The organism is Photorhabdus luminescens subsp. luminescens, assembly GCF_001083805.1.
Classification (GTDB): domain Bacteria; phylum Pseudomonadota; class Gammaproteobacteria; order Enterobacterales; family Enterobacteriaceae; genus Photorhabdus; species Photorhabdus luminescens.
On the sequence record NZ_JXSK01000010.1, the window covers coordinates 85,010 to 105,950 of the forward strand.

The 20,941-nt window shown below is 41.9% G+C and carries 20 protein-coding genes and 1 pseudogene; 6 read left to right on the plus strand and 15 right to left on the minus strand.

Annotation, left to right across the window (positions count from 1 at the left end; all coding sequences use genetic code 11):
- Positions 1-106: 106 nt before the first annotated feature.
- Both TI10_RS20135 and TI10_RS20140 read right to left on the minus strand, forming a co-directional pair.
- Positions 107-2,611, minus strand: a complete 2,505-nt coding sequence (locus TI10_RS20135; RefSeq protein ID WP_049585121.1) for a phosphotransferase — start codon at positions 2,609-2,611, stop codon at positions 107-109.
- 20 nt (positions 2,612-2,631) lie between these two features.
- Positions 2,632-3,576, minus strand: a complete 945-nt coding sequence (locus TI10_RS20140; protein ID WP_049585122.1) for a prenyltransferase — start codon at positions 3,574-3,576, stop codon at positions 2,632-2,634.
- Between the two features lie 620 nt (positions 3,577-4,196).
- Here TI10_RS20140 and TI10_RS20145 point away from each other — a divergent pair.
- Positions 4,197-4,493, plus strand: coding sequence for a hypothetical protein (locus TI10_RS20145; protein ID WP_049585123.1), 297 nt, complete (start codon positions 4,197-4,199; stop codon positions 4,491-4,493).
- A complete protein-coding gene (locus TI10_RS20150) occupies positions 4,487-4,990 on the plus strand; it encodes a GNAT family N-acetyltransferase (protein ID WP_049585124.1) in 504 nt (167 codons plus the stop codon). The genes TI10_RS20145 and TI10_RS20150 overlap by 7 nt, the downstream gene beginning before the upstream one ends.
- Here the strand turns inward: TI10_RS20150 and TI10_RS20155 are convergent.
- Positions 4,959-5,273 carry a GIY-YIG nuclease family protein gene (locus tag TI10_RS20155; protein ID WP_049585125.1) on the minus strand — a complete coding sequence of 105 codons (315 nt, stop codon included), beginning with the start codon at positions 5,271-5,273 and terminating at the stop codon, positions 4,959-4,961. The genes TI10_RS20150 and TI10_RS20155 overlap by 32 nt on opposite strands.
- Before the next feature lie 274 nt (positions 5,274-5,547).
- Between TI10_RS20155 and bhsA the strand changes: the two genes are divergently transcribed.
- Positions 5,548-5,799 carry a multiple stress resistance protein BhsA gene (bhsA, locus tag TI10_RS20160; RefSeq protein ID WP_049585126.1) on the plus strand — a complete coding sequence of 84 codons (252 nt, stop codon included), beginning with the start codon at positions 5,548-5,550 and terminating at the stop codon, positions 5,797-5,799.
- A gap of 123 nt (positions 5,800-5,922) precedes the next feature.
- Entirely contained in the window at positions 5,923-6,354 is a 432-nt protein-coding gene (locus TI10_RS20165; protein ID WP_049585127.1) for a YhbP family protein, read from the plus strand.
- A 2-nt stretch (positions 6,355-6,356) separates the two neighbouring features.
- Here TI10_RS20165 and nrdG read toward each other — a convergent pair whose 3' ends face one another.
- The 4 genes from nrdG to pyrI form a co-directional block, all read right to left on the minus strand.
- Positions 6,357-6,821 (minus strand): anaerobic ribonucleoside-triphosphate reductase-activating protein, encoded by a 465-nt coding sequence (gene nrdG, locus TI10_RS20170; RefSeq protein WP_049585128.1) that lies wholly within the window; start codon positions 6,819-6,821, stop codon positions 6,357-6,359.
- Positions 6,822-6,825: 4 nt separating this feature from the next.
- Positions 6,826-8,979: an anaerobic ribonucleoside-triphosphate reductase gene (nrdD, locus tag TI10_RS20175; protein ID WP_049585129.1), complete on the minus strand. Its 2,154-nt coding sequence runs from the start codon at positions 8,977-8,979 to the stop codon at positions 6,826-6,828.
- Positions 8,980-9,229: 250 nt separating this feature from the next.
- On the minus strand, positions 9,230-9,616 hold the full coding sequence (ridA, locus tag TI10_RS20180) for a 2-iminobutanoate/2-iminopropanoate deaminase (RefSeq protein WP_011148578.1): 387 nt from the start codon (positions 9,614-9,616) through the stop codon (positions 9,230-9,232).
- A 92-nt stretch (positions 9,617-9,708) separates the two neighbouring features.
- Positions 9,709-10,173: an aspartate carbamoyltransferase regulatory subunit gene (gene pyrI, locus TI10_RS20185; protein WP_049585130.1), complete on the minus strand. Its 465-nt coding sequence runs from the start codon at positions 10,171-10,173 to the stop codon at positions 9,709-9,711.
- Positions 10,174-10,766: 593 nt separating this feature from the next.
- Here pyrI and TI10_RS26740 point away from each other — a divergent pair.
- Positions 10,767-10,970 (plus strand): annotated as a pseudogene (locus TI10_RS26740) (DUF819 family protein); the annotation flags it as partial.
- A 308-nt stretch (positions 10,971-11,278) separates the two neighbouring features.
- On the opposite strand, the gene pyrB reads toward TI10_RS26740, so the two are convergent.
- The 3 genes from pyrB to argF form a co-directional block, all read right to left on the minus strand.
- Positions 11,279-12,202 carry an aspartate carbamoyltransferase gene (pyrB, locus tag TI10_RS20190; protein ID WP_049585131.1) on the minus strand — a complete coding sequence of 308 codons (924 nt, stop codon included), beginning with the start codon at positions 12,200-12,202 and terminating at the stop codon, positions 11,279-11,281.
- A gap of 3 nt (positions 12,203-12,205) precedes the next feature.
- Positions 12,206-12,382: a hypothetical protein gene (locus tag TI10_RS26240; RefSeq protein WP_244161670.1), complete on the minus strand. Its 177-nt coding sequence runs from the start codon at positions 12,380-12,382 to the stop codon at positions 12,206-12,208.
- Positions 12,383-12,509: 127 nt separating this feature from the next.
- Positions 12,510-13,526 carry an ornithine carbamoyltransferase gene (argF, locus tag TI10_RS20200; RefSeq protein WP_049585132.1) on the minus strand — a complete coding sequence of 339 codons (1,017 nt, stop codon included), beginning with the start codon at positions 13,524-13,526 and terminating at the stop codon, positions 12,510-12,512.
- A 164-nt stretch (positions 13,527-13,690) separates the two neighbouring features.
- Here argF and rraB point away from each other — a divergent pair, with 164 nt between their 5' ends.
- A complete protein-coding gene (rraB, locus tag TI10_RS20205) occupies positions 13,691-14,098 on the plus strand; it encodes a ribonuclease E inhibitor RraB (protein ID WP_049585133.1) in 408 nt (135 codons plus the stop codon).
- Between the two features lie 116 nt (positions 14,099-14,214).
- Here rraB and TI10_RS20210 read toward each other — a convergent pair whose 3' ends face one another.
- The 5 genes from TI10_RS20210 to TI10_RS20230 form a co-directional block, all read right to left on the minus strand.
- Positions 14,215-17,022: an RHS repeat-associated core domain-containing protein gene (locus tag TI10_RS20210; protein WP_049585134.1), complete on the minus strand. Its 2,808-nt coding sequence runs from the start codon at positions 17,020-17,022 to the stop codon at positions 14,215-14,217.
- 393 nt (positions 17,023-17,415) lie between these two features.
- Positions 17,416-18,189, minus strand: coding sequence for an amino acid ABC transporter substrate-binding protein (locus TI10_RS20215; RefSeq protein WP_049585135.1), 774 nt, complete (start codon positions 18,187-18,189; stop codon positions 17,416-17,418).
- Between the two features lie 87 nt (positions 18,190-18,276).
- Positions 18,277-19,041: an amino acid ABC transporter ATP-binding protein gene (locus TI10_RS20220; protein WP_049585136.1), complete on the minus strand. Its 765-nt coding sequence runs from the start codon at positions 19,039-19,041 to the stop codon at positions 18,277-18,279.
- Complete coding sequence (locus tag TI10_RS20225; RefSeq protein ID WP_036782460.1) at positions 19,019-19,720, minus strand: amino acid ABC transporter permease; 702 nt, start codon at positions 19,718-19,720, stop codon at positions 19,019-19,021. Before TI10_RS20225 ends, TI10_RS20220 begins: the two co-directional genes overlap by 23 nt.
- Before the next feature lie 395 nt (positions 19,721-20,115).
- Positions 20,116-20,889: an amino acid ABC transporter substrate-binding protein gene (locus TI10_RS20230; protein ID WP_049585137.1), complete on the minus strand. Its 774-nt coding sequence runs from the start codon at positions 20,887-20,889 to the stop codon at positions 20,116-20,118.
- Positions 20,890-20,941: the final 52 nt, after the last annotated feature.

Consider the following 20,941-nt stretch of genomic DNA (forward strand, 5'->3'; position numbering starts at 1 on the left):
GTTGGCTGCGCTCACTCACCCCGGTCACATAGTTATCTATGCTCCCGGGGATTCGCTCCCTTGCCGTCGCGATGCATCTTGAAATCCATAGGGTATATTCGGTTGATTATTGATTCCGTGTTAATGAAATAAGCCAGCGGAGAGTTTTCATTGTGCGCTCCATAAATGGATAGCCGACAACATTGTGTGCCATCATATAAAGCGGAATCCTTCTCATCCATAAATCACGCAGTGCTAATTCATAGCCACGACGCCAATGTATTGGATCAAGAGAGAGCCCCGATTTTTGCTCAAGCTCAACCCGATGTAGTTCAATATAATAGGCCACCTTATCCGCATCGCTTTGGTGGTCTAAGCTAAAGGCCAGAAGTTCTGCCAGGTCGCGTTGTGGTAAATGCACAGTAGACAACTCCCAATCCCAAGCGCATAAACGTAACCCAGTTTCCTGTTGCCGGAAGGCAATATTGCGTGGGTTAAAATCACCGTGGATCAATGTCTTTGGCATCTGTTCGATTTCCTGCCACCAGGTGGCGGCATTGTCTACCCAGTACTGGAAATCTTTCTCTTCTTCGGCGGTGAACAACTCAGGGAATGCTTGGTGGACAAAATTACCCAATTTTTGCCACAGGGGCTTCATTTGCGAAACCGTATCGGCATTCGGAATTTGCAGTTGTGGGAACCTCCACGTGAGCTCTTCTTCTCGTCCCAACCAGATAGAATGAATATCGGCTACGCCTCGGATGGCGGCTTCAAGGTGACACTGCTCCCACGGTGTTTCCAAGTTAATATTGTTCATTAACACCATATCGTGGAGCAATTCTTCAATCAGGGCATAAGTTCCGGTTGCTTCGTTTTCAATCACACCATAGATAATTGGAATATAGTGCATCAACCGTGGATCTTGCTGATTCATAATAGCCAGTTCACGGCTATGACTTTGGTTAAATTCAAGCTGATGTTCAAAATCCTGGAAAACGGCAAACAACTCAGGAGAACAGTGTTTGGCGATATCCAGTACCATATTAACGACCTCACTTCCCAGAGGTTTCAGTTTCAGCATCACGGGTAAATCATGCTGTGCGGATGTCGTCATAGAAAAAGGAAATAGACCAATTAAACGTTCCGCATAATTCGAGCTCAGATGTGTCAGCATGCTGTGTCCATCACCGCCAGAAAACTTGGGTTTGATTGTGGTCAAATGGGCCCCTTGTAACACAGGGTTAAAACTTGCTTGTTGGAAAAATGACAAATCAAGTTCTTGCGGGGTGTGCGGAACAATATTGCTAGTGGGTGCAGGACGGTAGCGACCAAGTTTTTCATGTGATTGAGCAAACTCATCCGCAGCAATGGCTGACAGTGTTGAAATATCAAGGGCCAGGCAATAGCTGGCGATGATCTCAGCCAGGCGGGCAGTGCCGTTTTCATCGGCGCATCCCAACATGTTCAGACATTCACGTTGATGTGGTAAATAGGTTCCCCCGCCGATGGTGCCAACGATCAAAGAGGGTAGTGTGACACTGCAATAGACACGGTTGTCGGCAGTTAATGTCATGTGCAAATGGGCGACTGAAGATTCATGTACACAGGCGATATCCTGACCTAAAGCGGTAAACATCCCGGCGATAACATTTGCGGCATTAATATTTACGCCGACCATCCCTGAGGCGATCGCCCCCTCGCAGATATGATGATAAGCCGTGACGAGTTGTTGTGGCGTGACCTTCAATATCTGCTGACAGGATTCAGCATTTAGGTAAACTTCTGCCACTACACGTGTTCCACGTCCTTCGATGAAAGATTGATAAGCGACTTTTTTATCGCCCGAAGTATTCCCATCGATCATAAAGTGACGCAGTGGTATAAACGCCATTTTGACTAACTGCTGTTGGATCCACTGACATGCATACCAGGTGCAGATGGTGGTCATATTTTGACCCGCCGCCGCCGCTGTATTATAGATGAATTGCAGATGGACGCTGCGTCCGATGATTTGTGGTTTTATTTCCAGCAATTGTGCGTGTTTAGAATGGCGTCCAATTTCATTCCGTAGTTCGCTGATATGCTCGTTGATCCAATCACTGAACATAATACTGTGTGAAACACTGTAAAATTCGAAACGAGGGGCACGTATCATGCGTTGGCCAAGTACACGCGCCGTTGTACCCCCTGATTGCATAATGGCCGAGGAACCACGGGATATTGATGCAATTAAAGCGCCTTCTGTGGTGGCAAGTGGCGCATAATATACCCCTTGAGCGTATTGTCCCTTTATCAAGATAGGTCCGGCAATTCCTACAGGGATTTCTATTGAACCGATAAATCCCTCAATGGTTTTGGTTAATTTTGTTGCATCTAGATGGGTATCTGCCACGTGTTCTAATGTATGTCCGGTGTGTTCTGCTAAATAATCCAGACGTTTTTGCCGGGCTTCCTCGGTATAGGTATAGAGGTGGCGGCGGGGCAATAATTTTATTTGGGTTGCTTCTTGGTGTTTAATACTGAATATATCGCGCGATAATTCTAGAATAGAACTTCGCGCACAGTTTTCTATGTGAGCAGTGGTATTATCTGAAGCATCACGTACATATGATTGGAGAATTTTTTGCAACATAACTGTCTTTCCTTTAATGCCTAAGCAAACCCAAGCTTTATTAAGATGCTGGCAGTGCAAACTGAATAACCTAGCACCATGAATATTCCCACGACAGCTTCATCGCGTTTGCGATTTTGGATGGTGGGGTTATAGAGGAATTTGCCTAATTGCCATAGACACAATACATAACAAACGACCAAGATAATTAACGCCCATAACGCTATACCATCAGTGGTGATATTGATTAGCCAAATCTGTAACGCCAACATTACAGTGAGTAAGGCTGCGATAATAGCGACGGCTCCCTTTCTGCCGAAAATAGATGAATAAGTTGGTATTTCTTGGCGCTCTTCATCTGGGCCTTTACATTTGCGTGTAATTTCAAAACTAAATCCAGAGAAAAAGCACAACCCCATTAAAACCCATATTGGAAAAGTCAGTTTGAGGTCAGGGCTGGCGACGTTGCCCAACCACCAGATAATGAGTGGCATTACTAGCATATGGGAAATAGCGTACCAAGTAAGGTGTTGGTTTAACCATTCACCGATGAAGAACTCTTTCCCCATTAGACAGGTCCAGATGAAAACTAACAGCCAGGCAAAAGTAACTGAACCAATTCCCCGATCTAAAAATAGACTTCCGCCTAATTGCAATGCGATACAACAGATACCAAGCACTCGTAGATTTTTCAGCGTAATAATACCGCGTTGTAGAATTCGCTGTGGATGATGTTCACAATCCAGTTGATAATCTTTATGCTCATCGAATATCCGTAATAGTAAAAAATAGGAGAAGGACATCAGGCAACCGAGCAGGATCTCCCATGATAAAACCGGCTTTTCTCCTATTGAATAAAAAGCTACGGAATAGCTGATGATATAAAAGATAAAGAAAAGCGGTGCATTTTGTAGCGGGAAGCGCTCATCCATCCATAGCTTTATCCTCTTACCAATGAATTTTGAATAAATATCTTGGCTTTCCATACATCATTCCTATTTTTTGTATAAAGATTAAACTATATACATTCGTGACAATTCAGCCCGAGGATAATCAATCCAGAAGTGAATCTTATATAAAGTCTATGCGTGCTTTTTAGCGTTATCTCTCTAAATAACTTGGTAAATACGTATGGACTTGTGTCATACATTAAGCCAAAAGTTTGCAGTCGGCTATAATCAGTATGTGTAAATTTTAATTTTAGTATGCAACTTATGTTTACATTTTTTTATATAACTGTATGTTTATATGAATTTTTATTTCTACTTTAGATCAAAAAGCGACAAGCGACGATATCATATTCTAAGCTGATATTGATGGGTATCTGCTTGTTATCTACAACAACTTTGCCATGTAAATAAATTTTTCGTAGGACAAAGTTTCTTCATATAAAATACCGGAATAAAATAATAAATGATTAGTAATTGTAATTGACCGAGTGATGAGATGTTTTGATTTAGCGCAGTTTATAGTCAGATATTACCCCAATAATTGAAAGGTAATATTTACAGTTAGGTTTGTATTGGATTCTTGATGTAGGATCGGGGAATGCCGATATATTTTGGCTAAATAGCTACGTTACTTTATTAAGTAAGGAGTCTGAGCTGTGTTAGGAAAAATCCACAATCTTACTCTGCGCTGGTTTACTGCTGTCCGTGATAGTTATGTTGTTGTCAACCAGTATAAGCAGGAAGAGGTTAGTTTCAGCGACGAAGCCAATAATCTGATTCTGATAGTGATCCGTACAGAATTATGGGGGTGTATTAAAAATTTGGTAGATGCGATAGCGTTGAAGTCCATGCTTATTGTTCTCTGTGCAGGGTTGTTGCAATTGGCTGAGTGTATAAAAGCGAGTTTGCCGGAGGGCGTGGATCAACACGATCTTGCGCGATTATCATGTTGATCAGGGTAGAAATTCCGGTAGATGCAGCGGGAATAGATCGGTTATTACGGAAATCTTTTGATACCCCGGCAGAAGCGGAATTGGTCCAACAATTGCGGGAAGATGGATTATTGACGTTAGGCGTGGTCGCCACAGATGATGAAGGCCAGGTAATCGGTTACGTGGCTTTTAGTCCGGTAGATATTAATGGTGAAGATCACCAATGGGTTGGTCTGGCGCCGCTAGCAGTCGCTGAAGAATATCGTCGGCAGGGGGTTGGTGAAAAGCTGGTGTATGAAGGGTTAGATAGCCTGAATGAATTTGGTTATGGCGTTGTCGTGGTCTTAGGTGATCCGCACTATTATCGCCGGTTTGGTTTTATGCTTGCCAGTGAGCACCAGTTGTATTGCCAGTGGCCGACGTATGAATCTCATTTCCAGGTATATGAATTAGCTGATAGTTTTTTGGCTGATCATCAGGGATTGGTTACTTACTCCCCACACTTTGGCCGTTTCTAATTGATGCTAAATATTCTGCTATACAGACGGGCTGGCAAATAACCAGCCTCTCTTTTTGCTGTTTACTTAATTGTTTTACTTGATATTCCAGACGTGATGCACTGGAGCGATTTCCAGCATGACAACTGAAAACTAGCTGTAACGGTCCTTTCCCCCTCAGTGATTTTGCTCCTGTTCCGTTTTCATGTTGTGCAAAACGGCGGTGAATATTTGTCGTTATCCCGGTATAAAGCATGCCTGATTTTGTTTTTAGTAAGTAAAGAACCCATTGATTTTCGGCCATATAATTTTTTTCTGAATTTTCTATTTTTGATATCTATATTTCACTCGAACGTTTTTCTATATCATTTTTCTGAATAATTTAGTCTAACTTATTATAATATAACAGTTTTATAAATCCCGTTACTTATCAATTTGCGATACGTTGTATTTTTTATTCAAAAAAATTGAAATAGAATAGCAATAATTGCTAATTTTTATTCCGGCCTTTAGAGCATACTATGATCCATATCACAGAGAGTAACTCATTCCACTAAAAATTGATCAAGGATCATAGTATGAAAAACGTAAAATATATCGCTGTTGCTTTAGCTTTAAGTGCTATCTCTTTTGGCAGTATGGCGGCAAAAGAAGTTCAAACCTCTTCTTCTCCTAAAGTTGGTGTAGTTTCTGTAACGGGGGCTGATACTTTGGAAACCCTAAGTGCCGAATTGTCCAAAAAAGCTGACAAAGCAGGGGCATCTTCTTTCCGTATTATTTCTGCTAGCGGTAAGAATCAATTATCAGGTGTTGCTGAAATCTATAACTAATTTATAGTAGAACATACTGAACCCTGGCTCTGTCAGGAGATGTCAGAACACGCCGTAGGATGATGTTTATCCCGGCGTGGTTCTGGGCTTCCAGGCAGATATAATCCTGCTATTGGAGAAAGAGTGAACACCACTGAAAACTTTCAGATTATCCACAGATACCTTGTAAGACAGCATGTCCTAACACTTTGTACAGCAACGAGTGATGATATTTGGTGTGCAAGTTGCTTCTATGTTTTCAATGCCGATGAGATCGCTTTCTGGTTTATGACTGAACTTCATACTCGCCACGGTGAAATGATGCAGGTAAACCCGCAGGTTGCAGGTACCATTGCCGGGCAGATTCGAAATATTGCACAGATAAAAGGAGTTCAGTTCAAAGGAGAAGTTATTCGTCTTGAGGGTGAAAAAGATAAAGTTGCCAGAGCACGTTATTGCCGTCGTTTTCCTGTGGCAATTGCTGCTGAAACTCCTATTTGGCAACTGAATCTCAGTGAAATAAAGATGACTGATAATACGCTTGGATTTGGTAAGAAAATCTGTTGGCAGCGATAAAATTATCTTAATCTATGAATAATCTGATTGTGGCTACCACGCCACAGTAAACCGGGTTCATAAAGATCTTGTATAAATTTGCCATCCACTAGCACATTAATATAGCTGACAATTTCCCGTTGAATTTCGCTAAGTTCCCTTAGCAGATAACCTGTCCAAAGCCAAATGTCCTTGTCTGGGCACTCTGCTTTAACCCGTTTTACCAATTTCAGGATCGCGGGTGAATTGTGTGGGTGTAGGGGATCGCCGCCAGATAAAGATAGTCCTTGTCGTTTAATGCGTTTGTCCTGTAAATCAAAAATTACACGGTCTTCCATCTCCTGCGTAAATGGTTGGCCGGAGTTCACCCGCCAGGTACTTTTGTTATAACAACCGGGGCATTGATGTTCGCACCCGGCGACAAATAGTGTGCAGCGGGTTCCGGGGCCGTTGACTACATCAACAGGGTAGTATTGGTGGTAATTCACTTTGTTAGCCTGCCTTAAATGAGTCTAATTTCCCATTTGTCAGATGTTTTACTCTGCGTTTCACCTCTTCTTGTTTACCTGCATTGAATGGGCGAGCATCGGGGCTTCCCAGATAACCACAGACGCGGCGGATTACTGATACTCTGGAAGGTTCATGATTGCCACAACGTGGACAAGTAAACCCTTTATTGGTACAGGAGAATTCACCGGTGAATCCACAGTCATAACACTCGTCGATAGGGGTGTTGGTACCGTAATAAGGGACACGTGAGTAGCTGTAATCCCAGACATCTTCCAGAGCTTTCAGATTATGTTGCAGATTAGGATATTCGCCGTAACAGATAAAACCGCCATTTGTTAGTGGTGGATAAGGGGCTTCAAAATCCAATTTGTCATAAGGATTGACCTTCTTTTCAACGTCGAGATGAAAACTGTTGGTGTAATAGCCTTTGTCTGTCACGCCTTCAATCACTCCAAACTCAGCGGTATCAAGGCGGCAGAAACGGTTACAGAGATTTTCACTTGGCGTGCTGTATAAACTGAAACCATAACTTGTTTCTTTTTTCCATTGATCAGTAGCTTTTCGCAGATGATCAACAATTGAGAGTGCTTTTACACGTAATTGTTGATCATCAAATAGATGAACCTGATTGCCATACAAAGCATTAATGGTCTCATGAATACCAATATAGCCCAGAGAGATAGAAGCCCGGCCATGCTTAAAGATTTCAGCGATATTATCATCGGCTTTTAAACGAACCCCGCAGGCACCTTCCATATAAAGGATTGGCGCAACACGTGCTTTGACACTTTCCAGGCGGGTAATACGGGTCATGAGTGCTTGTTTTGCCAGTACCAGACGTTTGTCTAGTAATTGCCAGAAATGTTTTTCATCTCCTTTGGCTTCAATAGCTATCCGAGGCAGGTTCAAACTGATAACCCCTAAGTTATTGCGTCCTTCATGAATTTGTTCGCCTTTTTCTTCATAAACACCAAGGAAACTGCGACAGCCCATTGGGGTTTTAAAGGAGCCTGTGATTTTAACCACTTGATCATAGTTAAGAATATCAGGATACATGCGCTTGCTGGCACATTTGAGAGCCAATTGCTTGATATCGTAGTTAGGATCACCGAGTTTGTAATTCAGGCCATCACGGATGGCAAATACCAGTTTGGGAAATACCGCTGTTTTGTGGTTCTTACCCAAACCAGCAATGCGGTTACGCAGAATAGATTGCTGAATGAGACGGGACTCTTTTGACATCCCCAGACCGAAGCCAAAAGTGACAAAAGGAGTCTGCCCATTGGCGGTGTGCAGTGTATTAACTTCATATTCCAATGATTGGAAAGCGTCATAACACTCTTTTTCTGTTCGTGCTTCGGCATAAGATTTTTTATCGCTGATATCCCACTGTTCGGCAATTGCCAAGTGTTTTTCATAGCTGGCTTTAACGAAAGGGGCCAATACTTCATCTATACGGTTGATGGTGGTACCGCCATAAATATGGCTGGCAACTTGAGCAATAATTTGGGCCGTTACCGCCGTTGCGGTTGAAATAGATTTTGGCGGTTCTATTTCAGCATTACCCATTTTGAACCCATTGGTTAGCATGTTTTTCAAGTCGATTAACATACAGTTAAACATTGGGAAAAAGGGGGAGTAGTCGAGATCATGATAGTGAATTTCACCTCGTTCGTGAGCCAATACCACATTACGCGGCAGAATATGTTGTTTGGCATAATGTTTGGCAACAATCCCGGCCAACAGATCCCGTTGAGTTGGAATCACCTTGCTATCTTTATTTGCGTTCTCATTGAGCAGGGACACGTTATTCTGTTCAACTAAGCCACTGATTTCTCGATTAAGTCGGCTATGTAATTCTCGGACAGTATCTCTGTCGTGACGATATTGAATATAGCGGTGGGCAAGGTGCTTATGGTTGTCTGCTATCAATTGCTTTTCTACTGCGTTCTGAATATCTTGTACATCAATTTGCCTGTAGTCAGCCAGTAATTGCGTTATCGTGGATGCAACTTGAGAACAATACTCATCATCCGTTATGCCAATGGCAGAAGCGGCCCGTTTTACGGCATCTCTGATACGTGTTTCATCAAATGGTACCTGACGGCCATCCCGTTTTATCACAACAGTTTTCACAATATGACTCCTTGAGAATGTTGTCCAAAAAGGCAAACTATTCTCGTACTGATATTCAGCTTACAAGGTGAGTGATTCTATATATTGGTCTATTTTTATATTTAAACACAATATATAGTAAATTGAAGTGAAATAATCACGTTCTCACTTGATCTGAAACAAAGAATGGAGACCTATATTTAAGGTCCGTTGGAAAGTACAACTCCTTGGTCAGCAACTAGCCAAGGAGTTGTAGAAAACAGGCTAGGGATTATTTACGAATTGCGATTGCTTCGATTTCGATTTTAACGTCTTTCGGCAGACGGGCTACTTCAACGCAAGAACGTGCTGGGAAAGATGCATTGTGTTCTTTGAAGAATGCTTCATAAGTTGCGTTAACGGTACCGAAGTCATTCAGGTCTTTAACGAAGACCGTTGTTTTAACAATGTCACCTACAGTGAGACCAGCTCTTTCAACGATAGCTTTAACATTTTCCAGTGATTGACGAGCTTGAGCGGCGATATCTTCTGCGACATCACCTGTTTCTGGATTGACTGGGATCTGGCCGGAAGTGATGACCATATTGCCTAGATCAACACCCTGAACATATGGACCAATTGCAGCGGGGGCTTTATTGGTATTAATCTCGTATGACATAGGTTCTCCTGTTAATGTGATAGTTAAATGAATATTTCATCAAGGTACTATTATAGTGTCCGCTTCTGCCTCAGCAACTGACATTAGGTAGTTTAATCGTTGAGTATTACTACGTTGCGGTCAAATTCTTTCTCGCAGTATTTGCAGGTTAGCACCACATCTTCCACTGTCACTTTAACTCGGAAACTGCTTTCTACGGGTTCATTGTGGCTGATGCAGTTGCTGTTGGGGCAGACTAATACGTTATCGATACGCTCAGGTAAGTTAATAGGAAGTTTCTTCACAACTTCATAGTCTTCGATACAATTCACCGTTGCATTCGGCGCATACATAGCAAGCTGGTTAGCTTGTTGTTCTGTCAGGAATGTATTTTCGATTTTGATGAGATCTTTTTTACCTAGTTGATTGGAAGGCAAATTCAGGCCGATGGTAATGCGTTGATCGGTTTCAGTTAGCTTAAATAGAGAGAGTAGTTTGAAGCCGACCTGAGCTGGGATATGGTCAATCACCGTACCGCATCTAATGGCTTCGACTTGTAGTTTATGATCTTGGGTCATAGTGTTTTGTATGAATACATTTTAGTGACAACCTTCTGTATTCATCCTCCAGAATATTGTTAGGAATCGACACGTCTTCTATTTTAAGCTGTGTCATCCTGTTTATCCAGATGAGACGTAGACAAATCAATATTATCTTATTGTTGTTATTTCATATACTTAGTTTTAGCCGTCATTATTATAATAATATTATATTGGATTTATTTATTCTGGCTGTTTTGTTTAAATTGTTTATCTTATTTTAAGCTATTGTTTTTTAAATTAAAATGTAATTTAATGTCTTAAAATTAATGGTTAATAATAGATTGATTTAAAAAAATTTTATTTAATTAATGTTTATTGGTAATGTAAAGGTTAATAGGTTGTTTATGTCAGAAGTTTAGTTTTAAATTAATATGTTTTTCCATTAAATTACTATTAATAATGTGATTTGTTCGATTAGATAAAATGAAGAATAAAACTTTAAAGTATTTATTTAAATAGTGAGAGAGTAAATATATTGTTTACAATTTCTATTGAAAAATATCTTGGTTGGAGAATTATTAATAGAACTTTAATAAATGATTTCGATGAACCTTTAGACATTTGGTTTTGGAAAGTTATTCAAATTTAGCCTTGAGGAAATTATACTTGCATGTAATGCAAATATTGGTGGCCCAACCACTGCCGCAGCGTTAGCGATTAGTAGAGGTTGGATAGGCTTAATTGGGCCTATTATGGTTATTGGAACGGTAGGATATGTGATTGGCAACTACATTGGAACGATTGTTTATTTTGTTGTTACAGAGATTTTGTGAAATTAATTATAATATTATCAGGTTAATATTAAGAAATTATAATTTTATTTCATTAGATTATTTTATTTTCCCTCCTTTAGTTGTCAAAGAAGGGAGCCGGGCAATGTGTAGACAAAAGTGACGGTTTTTGTGCGCACTTTACTGCCCGGAGATACGGTCTTGCTCACTGACTGGGCGAGACGTATTTTGGCGCCACACCGAGTTTGTCTTCGATACCGAAGGTGGTAAATAGACCGATTAATCGTTATTCCAGAAGAAAATAATAACCCATTATATTCATGGATAAAAAAGTACTTTCTCTGCTTTAATCATTCATTTAAAACTAAAGATAATAGAGCCTGACGAGCATAAATACCATTCTCAGCCTGTTGGAAATAGTAAGCATAGGGCGTTTTATCTACATCGACAGTAATTTCATCAATACGTGGCAACGGATGCAGAACTTTGAGGTTCTCTTTCGCTCCGATCAGATCGGAAGTTCGCAGAACAAATTGGGCTTTTACGTTGGCATATTCAGATGGATCAAGACGCTCTTTCTGTACTCGAGTCATATAAAGAATATCTAGCTCCGGTAATACTTCTTCAATATTAGCGTGTTGGCTGTAGGTCGCACCTTTTTCATTCAGCATATGAAGAATATGGTTTGGCATTGCCAATGCTTCCGGGGCGATAAAATAAAAGTGATTGCCATTAAATTTCGCCAGCGCTTGTGATAGCGAATGGACAGTGCGGCCATATTTCAGGTCACCAACCATAGCGATATTCAAACTATCCAGCCGTTGCTGAGTTTCCTGAATAGTGAACAGATCCAGCAAGGTTTGAGTTGGATGTTGGTTGGCGCCATCACCGGCATTGATAATCGGAGTGTCACCGGAAAACTCAGAGGCCAGACGTGGTGCGCCTTCCTGTGGATGGCGTATCACGATGGCGTCAACATATTGGCTGATAACGGAAATAGTATCGGCTAGTGTTTCACCTTTTTTACCTAGAGAGGTGTTGCTGCTATCTGAGAAACCGACAACTGAAGCGCCAAGGCGGTGGATTGCTGTTTCAAAAGAGAGGCGAGTACGGGTGGAGGCTTCGAAGAAACAACTGGCGATAACCTTGGGTTTCAGCAATTCAGGTTGTGGTCTGGCTTTCAGTGCAGCAGCAGTCTGCAACACCAATTCCAGATCTTCGCGGCTCAGATCATTTATTGAGATGATATGTTTGCGATATAACGGATTAGCCATTTTTCACTCTCCTCTAATGCTGACATCCGGGGTGGCGATCATGAATTGATTACCGGGCAAAAAAAAGCCCCTCAGTTGAGGGGCATTAAATGATTGGTTTAGCAACGGGAAAACAATGACGGTTGGCTGCCTTCCTTCAGGCAGTTGTGCTTTATGACAAAAATAAGCGCTGTCTTTCATGATTTCTCCCGGCAAATTGCGGCGCATTATACTCGTGAAAAATCTTACAGCAAGCATTTGACCGAAGAAAAATAATATTGGCAGGATCATATCTTTAAAGACATAATCCTGCCGGTATCCCAACTAATTAAATTTTAAGATCATTTGCTAGTGTTGCTACCATTACCGCTTTAATGGTATGCAGGCGATTTTCTGCTTGATCAAACACAATGCTGTGCTCTGATTCAAAAACTTCATTGGTAACTTCCAGCCCTCCATACATATTAAATTCAGCCGCGAGCTGTTTGCCTAATATCGTTTCTTCATCATGAAATGCTGGCAGGCAGTGCAGGAATTTTACTTGTGGATTGCCTGTCATGTTCACCACATCCATATTCACTTGATAAGGTTTTAGTAGGTTAATTCGTTGTTGCCAAACATCTTTTGACTCACCCATAGAAACCCAGACATCGGTATAAAGAAAATCAGTATGTTTAACCCCTTCGGCGATATTTTCCGTTAGAGTAATTTTCCCTCCTGTTTTTTCAGCCAGTTTCTGACATTCAGTAACCAGCGCGGCGTTGGGCCAGCACTTTTCAGGGGCAACCAACCGAACATCCATGCCCGTTAGCGCTGCGGCTTCTAGCATGGTATTACCCATATTATTACGGGCATCTCCCAAGTAGGCGAATTTGATTTCTGACAAGGGTTTTTCTGGTTGATGTTCCTGAATAGTTAGCAGATCCGCCAGTAGCTGAGTAGGGTGAAATTCATCTGTTAGCCCATTCCATACCGGAACACCTGCATATTTTGCCAGTGATTCAACGATTGTCTGGGCATAGCCGCGATATTGAATACCGTCATACATACGGCCAAGTATACGGGCGGTATCTTTGATCGATTCTTTATGACCAATCTGGTTGCCACTGGAACCGAGGTAGGTGATATTTGCTCCTTGATCGAAAGCGGCCACTTCAAATGAGCAGCGGGTACGGGTGGAATCTTTTTCAAAAATCAGCACGATGTTTTTGCCTGTTAGCAGGGCTTTTTCTGTGCCAGATTTTTTAGTCGATTTTAATTCAGCAGCTAGCTTTAGCAAGGCATGAATTTCTGCTGAGGAAAAATCAAGTAACCTTAGGACATGACGCTGATAGAACGGATTCATTGTTTGGTGTCTCCGTATTTGTTGTTTGCATTTAAATTCAATCTATATCTATAAAAATGCAATTTCAACTCCGTATTGGATTTCTTTGATGTAAACAGTGGTTAGCCTGCCTGTGGTGTGGGAGAATGAGGATTGGGACGGCCAACTGCTTGAGGATATTTGGTATGGCAAATCAAAGAGACTTAGAAGAACAACGCGAAGAAACGCGCCTTATTATTGAAGAATTACTGGAAGATGGTAGTGATCCTGATGCACTTTATGCCATTGAGCATCACTTTTCTGCTGAGGACTTTAGTCTGTTGGAAAAGGCTGCGGTTGAAGCCTTTAAACTAGGTTATGAAGTGACTGATGCGGAAGAATTGGAAGTCGAAGATGGTACGATTCTGATGTGTTGTGATGTGATCAGTGAGTGTGGATTGAATGCAGAGATGATTGATGCCCAGGTTGAACAGTTGGTGAATCTGGCTGAAAAAATCGGCATTAATTATGACGGTTGGGGCACTTACTTCGAAGATCCTGATGAGCAAGATGAAGATGATTTGCCGGAGCAGGGTGAGAGTAGACTTCATTAGTATAATCAGTATGTTAAGAATCCTGTGTTAACTCTGGTCGTGATTGATGCATGTGATTCAAAACAAAATAGTCCTTATCTGCTTTGGCGAATAAGGACTATTGCATTTTAAATCAACTATCTTATCAAACCATGCTCCCTGACTTTTGAAAGAATAGTTCCTCTCCTGATTTGGTTTGCTTCGGTGACTTCCCTTTTTAATTCTTGTCCTAGCTCATTAGAAACCAGATCCTTATGTTTTTCTGCAAGCTCGCTTAATTCTTCTGCGGTGTGAACAACTCCGGTAACTTTCCATGCCAATGACAGACCTTTGAATGCCACTTTGGCTACCGGATGTGGCACGACCGCGGCGGCTGTATCCAGTGTGGCGCCGACTGTCGCACCCAGTGATGCCCCGGTAATTAGCGTATCTGTTGCGACCTCTTTTAAATCATCAGTTGCTTTTTGCAGCTCTTCCAATTTTTCTGGAGTGACGGTAGCAGTAGCCGCGCCTGCCTTAAATACCTTTTTTATCCCCTCGAAAGTCAGACTAAAATTATTAATTGCATCGGTGCCTGCGGCTTTTGTTAGCTCAGTTTTGTTTAGTTCACCGACATTGCCAGCCGCAGTGAATTCTCCGGCAGCCGCGACTAAACTTGCTCCCTCTTTTATTGCCTGAGCACCAGGGATTTGTCCTTGTGCAAGGTGCTCTGCGGCTTCTTTACGTCCAGCTATGTTATGGGCCATTTGCTGAATGGGGCTATAGTTTTCTTTTAACGCGCTCGCTTTTTGGGTGATTTTGCTGACTTGTTGATCACCGTAGGATTCAGAGGTAGAAGATGGCATCTGAGGTTTTTCAACTTGTTGATTTTTGTATTTGTAAAGTTCGTATGCCATACCGCCAACGCCTAATGCGCCTGTTGCTACGGTTTTAAATATACGCCCATCTTCGTCTATACCAGTCATTGGATTATTTCTTACCATACGGTATAGATTCAGGCCATCTACTGTTCCAGCCGGGTCAGCGCTTAACCATCTACCGGCCCACGGTTGATAATAGCGGTAGCCGTAATAATATAGTCCCGTTGCATCACGTTCTTTGCCGGAGTAACGAATGGTCTTGTAACTGGCTTCAATCTGATTTCTTGCTGCCCATACTGCGGTGCCGCCATAGGGGTAATACTCTTCCCAACTGATAATTTCTCCGTGTATATCCAGTTCTAATTCGCTGCTGTGTGTAAGATTATCGTAGTTGTATCTGATTTGATCGTTATCTATGCCAGTGGGTTGGCCTTTTTCCCAGTGTAGTACGCGTACTTGCGCTCTCCCTGCTTGCCCGACAGTAATAACTTGCAGGTTTTCGGTGATATTGGCGCCGCTTTGTGTGGTATGCAATTCCAGCCCTGGCAGGTAAGTGACTTGTTGTTGTGTGGCATTGAGTGTTTGTTGTTCATTTATTTTCAGTAGCCGTATCCCGTCACTGTCATAGCGATACCGCTCGTGTGAGGTGTTACCATTCTGGCTCACTTGTTGTAGTTCTCCTCGTGGTGTCCAGTTTAAGGATTGCCCTGATAACAGACTGGTTTGATGACCGCCTGCATCAAAGAATGTATCAACGAGATTGGGATCGTTGGTTAGGGTGCTGAGGACACCGCGGTTATTCCGGTTTGAGATAGTGATATCTGTGGTGTAGTTATTGTTGCTTGCCGGAGCGCTATGCCGGATTTGGGTTAGGTTACCGCTATCGTCATAGGTGTAAGTGCGAGTGTAGTTAGTATAGGTATTGTCATCGGTAGGAAGAGGGGTAATTAAAGGAGGGAGCTGGCTTCCTTGCTGACCAATGTTAGCCATTTCGCGGCCAGTTGCTTTGATGAGTCGGTACAGAGAATCATAGGAATATGCATTTTCCGGTACTATTTTTTGATTACGCCAGAATCGAGTTGCTTCTGCATCATTACGAATATTGATCACATTGCCAACGGGATCATATTCATAACGTAAATCTTGTAGTGGTTTTGTGCTATCTTTAGTCCGGCGGGTTGTAATGCCAATTAATCGTTGGGTCTCTGGTTCATAGGTATATTCCGTAATAACGCCGTTGCCGTGTTCTTCTCGTAATTTTTGTCCGGCTGCTGACCAGGTAATAGATTGCACAATCACTTTTTCGGATTGGCCTTTTAGTGTTAACCAGCTACCTTTCAATTGACCTGCGACATCGTAGGCCAGCCGTTGTATATTTCCCTTGGCGTCGATTTGGGTTAGCAGAGCGCCAATCGCATTAGTTTTATTTTGAGTAGTGAATATGTTGTCATTCAGTTTTGTACGCCAACTGTTTTCATCATCACCGCGCCAATCAGCTTCCTGATCGTCAGTTATTAATTGACGAGATTGCGATAAAGCTGCTCCCGTCAAAGACAGACTTTCCAGTTGTACCAGCCCCGCCGTGTCGTAATGGCGTATACATTGCCCGGCGAGATTCTGGTTTTTCTCTGCCTCTGTGTTACTTGCCCAAATAAGGCGTTCCGTGGTTTTCTCGTTCTTTTGTATTGACTCGGTGACAGCCAGCAAGCGGCCGGGCAAGGTATTATCTTCATAGTGATGGGTCTGACGAGTGCTGGTTGCATTGATAGTCAGTACTGGGCGTCCTTCGATATCATTTAAGGTAATTGTCCGGCCAGCATCAATACTTTCTTCATGCAGAGTATTTCCGGCAAGGTTAAAGACACGCGAGAAGTTTGAGCCACTCTGCTTTTTATATCTACGTGGGTCCGTGCTTTTCACTTGAAATCCTTGAGGATTAAATTCATAGCGAGTGATCAATTCGTTGCTATTGGTTTCATCAGCTTGGGTACGCAGGTATTCCAGCGAACGTATATTCAACCCTCGATTATCTAGCACGCTGACAGATGGGGTATTTCGGTTAATTGCAGAATTGTAACGACTCATGTTGCAGCTCCTTATGCGGTTCAGCCTGTTAGCTGGTTTTATAGTAACGACCTGAGACTTTACTATGGAATGAGTAAAACCTTTAACAGAATGGTATGGTAATTTTTGAAATTGACAGTATGAGAATTAATATTTCAATAGGTAGGGATAGAATGATAAAGGGGAAAGAAATTATTTTTATTAAATGATGTTTTTACACCGAAATAAATATTTTAATTATTTAATTGTGATTAAGGGGGAATTAATTAATAACTGCCTTGAATATATATTTAAAGTAATTGTGAGCGAAAGAAATATTAATTTAATAATGATTAAAATTTTTTGAATGTAAAAGCAGAAATAATTAATTAATAAATAGAAAACCACCTCTTGCAAGCAGAGGCGGTTATTTTCTTATTTGGAAACATCGGTACCGAAATACTGAGTGGAAATGCGTAGATAGGTGCCATCGGCTTTGATATCAGCCAGAGCCTTATCGATAGCGGCTTGTAATTCAGGTTCGCCTTTACGAATTAGCACACCAACTGGATCGCCGTTAGGTTCGGTCGCGACAACTTTTACCGGCGCATTGGGTCTATGTTTCCTAAAATCGAGATAGGACAGATTATCGTTGATAGTGGCATCAGCTCTGCCTGTAGCAACCAAATCGATTGCCTGATTAAATCCTTCGGTAGGGACGATTTCCGCACCGAAATGTTTTGCTAACTGGGCATAATTGCTAGTTAAGCTATGGCTTGAGGTTTTACCTTTCAGATCGCTAAACGTTTTTATATTGTCATTATTTTTCCGGGTGATAAGTACGGCTTTAGATATGATATACGGCGAGGAAAAATCATATTTCTTTTTGCGTTCTGGCGTAATCGCGACCTGATTAAGTACCGCGTCATAGCGTTTGGCATCCAGCCCGGCAATAAGCCCATCCCACTTGCCTTCAGTAAACTTGGCTTTAACATTCAGACGTCGTGCGATTTCGCGGCCAATATCAATATCAAATCCAGTCAAGGTTCCAGAGGCATCGTGATAGGTAAATGGCGGGTAGGTTCCTTCGGTAGCGATTTTGAATACACCTGTTGATTTAATATTATCAAGGCCAGACTCTGCATGCGCAGAATATACAATGCCGAATTGAATAACACCCGCTAATAATGTGGTAAACAACGTTTTCATTTTCTTTCTCCAAACGGTTAAAAAATTTATTTGATGGTCATCAACTGATTCTCAGATCAATTACGGCAAAGTTATTTTAACTGTGGGTTATATCTCCCAATCCGGTAAGGTATTGGTTAAGGTTGAAACAAATTCCACCGTACGTTGTTTAAGAGCGCGGGTGAAAATCGTTTTCGATGTTCCCGATTCGACAATTTCCCCGGATTCTAAAAATATGACGTCGTGGGCAAGGTTTGCTGCTAAACGCAGATCATGAGTAGCCATTAACATCGTGGTTCCTTCTTTAGCCAACTGCTTTAATACGGCAACAACTTCCTGCGATAATTCTGGATCAAGTGCGGAAGTGGGTTCATCGCATAATAACACTTTGGGCGAAGGCGCCAGTGCCCGGGCAATCGCTACGCGCTGTTGCTGACCACCGGATAGTGTGGTTGGAAATACATCGGCCTTGTGTGACATGTCAACCTTTTCCAGTAGTTCAAGCGCTCGCTGTTTAGCCTGTTCACGTGACCATTTCTGAACCCAGATTAACCCTTCCATAATGTTTTCAATGACTGTGAGGTGAGGGAAAAGCTGAAAGTTTTGAAACACCATGCCGGTTTGTTGGCGAATCCGTTGTATATCCTTGTGAGTAATCCGCCCTTTGCCGGTGAAGGTCATGCTTTCATTGCCTATTTGCAGCTTCCCGGCTTGGGGAGTTTCTAATAAGTTGATGCAGCGTAATAGTGTGCTTTTGCCACTTCCAGATGGGCCAATCAGTGCAGTCAGACTGCCTTCCTCAATGGTGAGATCGATTTTTTTCAGGACCTTGTGCCCGTCAAAACTTTTTTCAATGCCGGAGAGTTGGATCATCTTTTAATTCCTGTGTGTCACTCTTTTGCGAAAACTTCTTTTCCAGACGGGCTTGTAGTGATGACAACACTGAACTGATTATCAGATAAAGTATTGCCGCTTCAGTATAAAGAATGAGAGGTTGATAAGTCACCGCAGCAATACGTTGTGCGGCAAGGAAAAGCTCCGGTACGGTGATGACTGAGGCCAGTGAAGTATCTTTCACCAGTGAAATAAATGTGTTTGAGAGTGGTGGAATCGCGATTCTTGCGGCTTGAGGTAGAATGATCCGACGTAATGATTGTGTCCAGCTCATACCGATAGAATAAGCCGCTTCCCACTGCCCTTTGGGTACAGACAATAAAGTCGCGCGAATCACCTCAGAGGTATAGGCGCCAATATTCAAAGTGAAACCAATCACCGCTGAGGTGAATGCGCCTAACGTAATGCCGACGCTAGGTAAGGCATAAAAAATAAGAAACAGTTGTACCAGCAACGGCGTGCCGCGGATCAGCCAGACGTAGAATTTGGCGACGGCAATAAGCGGTTTTGGCCCATAAAGCCGGATAAGCGCTACGATAAAACCCAATATAATACCGAGAGTAAAGGTAATAAGCGTTAGTGGAATAGTGAAAGTAAAGCCCGCATAAAGCATAGGCCAAAAAGAATCGAGTACTAGATTGAACCAAGAGGGCTCCATATATTTTCCCTATCATGTGTAATAATACCCTTCATCTTTCAAGCTGCTGCTTTGTTGGCTGCTTTCACTCACCCCAGTCACATAGTTATCTATGCTCCTGGGGATTCGTTCACTTGCCGCCGCGCTGCAACTCGAAATCTATTAGGTATAACAATATATTTATATGTATTTTTTTAAATATCATATGGCAAGCTGTGAATTTGTATATATAAAATAAAGTTATATCATATTGTCATTTTAGATATATAAAATAATTTTTATAAATTAATATGTTTTATATTTAATTCAAATAATTACTGATTATTAAATTCAACGGGATTAATGATAAAGTTCCCTGGTCAGAATTTGTTTTCAACCTCCAGGAAACTTTATATTTGAGAGCGGGAATATTTCACTTATTCGGGAGGATTATCGCCAAAATAGTGAGCCCAGATACGCTGGTAAGTACCATCGGCTTTGATGTCAGTGATTGCTTTATCAATAGCAACTTTTAATTCTGACTCCCCTTGACGAAGTAAAACCGCTGTCTGCCCTGCATTGGGGCTGGTGGCGATAATTTTTACTGGCGCGTTTGGTTTGTGCTTTTTATAGTCCAGATAAGATAAGTTATCATTAATAGTGGCGTCGGCTCTGCCGGTACTCACCAATTCGATTTCCTGACTAAATCCATTCGTGCCAATAATTTCTGCACCGTTATCTCTTGCTATTTGGGCGAAGTTGTTGGTCAGAGTATGTGCTGAGGTTTTGCCTTGTAAGTCACTGAATGTTCTTATGTTATTGTTATCTTTATTAATGATAAGTACCGCTTGCGATGTGATATAGGGGATGGAGAAATCATATTTTTTCTTGCGCTCGGGTGTAATCGCAATTTGATTCATTACCGCATCAGAACGTCCAGCATCCAGCCCGGCAATCAGTCCGTCCCATTTTCCTTCAATGAATGTTGGTTTGACATTCAATCGGTGTGCAATTTCACGGCCAATATCGACATCGAAGCCAGTTAAAGTACCTGAGGCATCGTGATAAGTAAATGGTGGATAAGCTCCTTCTGTTGCTATTCTGAATGTGCCGGTGGATTTAATCTTATCAAGGGTTGATTCTGCATTAGCTGAATGTACAAGACCGAATTGGATAGTACTTGCCAGTAATAGAGTAAGAATTGTTCTCATTTTATTTCTCCGGGTTGTTATAAATTAGTGAATTAATGCGTTGGAAATGTGT

Bases quoted from the DNA above. Each gene is read 5' to 3' on its own strand.
- pyrI (WP_049585130.1), bottom strand. From the start codon at position 10,173: ATGACCCAAGATCATAAACTACAAGTCGAAGCCATTAGATGCGGTACG.
- pyrB (WP_049585131.1), bottom strand. From the start codon at position 12,202: ATGGCTAATCCGTTATATCGCAAACATATCATCTCAATAAATGATCTG.
- TI10_RS20150 (WP_049585124.1), top strand. From the start codon at position 4,487: ATGTTGATCAGGGTAGAAATTCCGGTAGATGCAGCGGGAATAGATCGG.
- TI10_RS20135 (WP_049585121.1), bottom strand. From the start codon at position 2,611: ATGTTGCAAAAAATTCTCCAATCATATGTACGTGATGCTTCAGATAAT.
- rraB (WP_049585133.1), top strand. From the start codon at position 13,691: ATGGCAAATCAAAGAGACTTAGAAGAACAACGCGAAGAAACGCGCCTT.
- TI10_RS26240 (WP_244161670.1), bottom strand. From the start codon at position 12,382: ATGAAAGACAGCGCTTATTTTTGTCATAAAGCACAACTGCCTGAAGGA.
- TI10_RS20215 (WP_049585135.1), bottom strand. From the start codon at position 18,189: ATGAAAACGTTGTTTACCACATTATTAGCGGGTGTTATTCAATTCGGC.
- ridA (WP_011148578.1), bottom strand. From the start codon at position 9,616: ATGTCATACGAGATTAATACCAATAAAGCCCCCGCTGCAATTGGTCCA.
- bhsA (WP_049585126.1), top strand. From the start codon at position 5,548: ATGAAAAACGTAAAATATATCGCTGTTGCTTTAGCTTTAAGTGCTATC.
- TI10_RS20225 (WP_036782460.1), bottom strand. From the start codon at position 19,720: ATGGAGCCCTCTTGGTTCAATCTAGTACTCGATTCTTTTTGGCCTATG.
- TI10_RS20140 (WP_049585122.1), bottom strand. From the start codon at position 3,576: ATGGAAAGCCAAGATATTTATTCAAAATTCATTGGTAAGAGGATAAAG.
- argF (WP_049585132.1), bottom strand. From the start codon at position 13,526: ATGAATCCGTTCTATCAGCGTCATGTCCTAAGGTTACTTGATTTTTCC.
- TI10_RS20210 (WP_049585134.1), bottom strand. From the start codon at position 17,022: ATGAGTCGTTACAATTCTGCAATTAACCGAAATACCCCATCTGTCAGC.
- TI10_RS20220 (WP_049585136.1), bottom strand. From the start codon at position 19,041: ATGATCCAACTCTCCGGCATTGAAAAAAGTTTTGACGGGCACAAGGTC.
- TI10_RS20230 (WP_049585137.1), bottom strand. From the start codon at position 20,889: ATGAGAACAATTCTTACTCTATTACTGGCAAGTACTATCCAATTCGGT.
- TI10_RS20155 (WP_049585125.1), bottom strand. From the start codon at position 5,273: ATGGCCGAAAATCAATGGGTTCTTTACTTACTAAAAACAAAATCAGGC.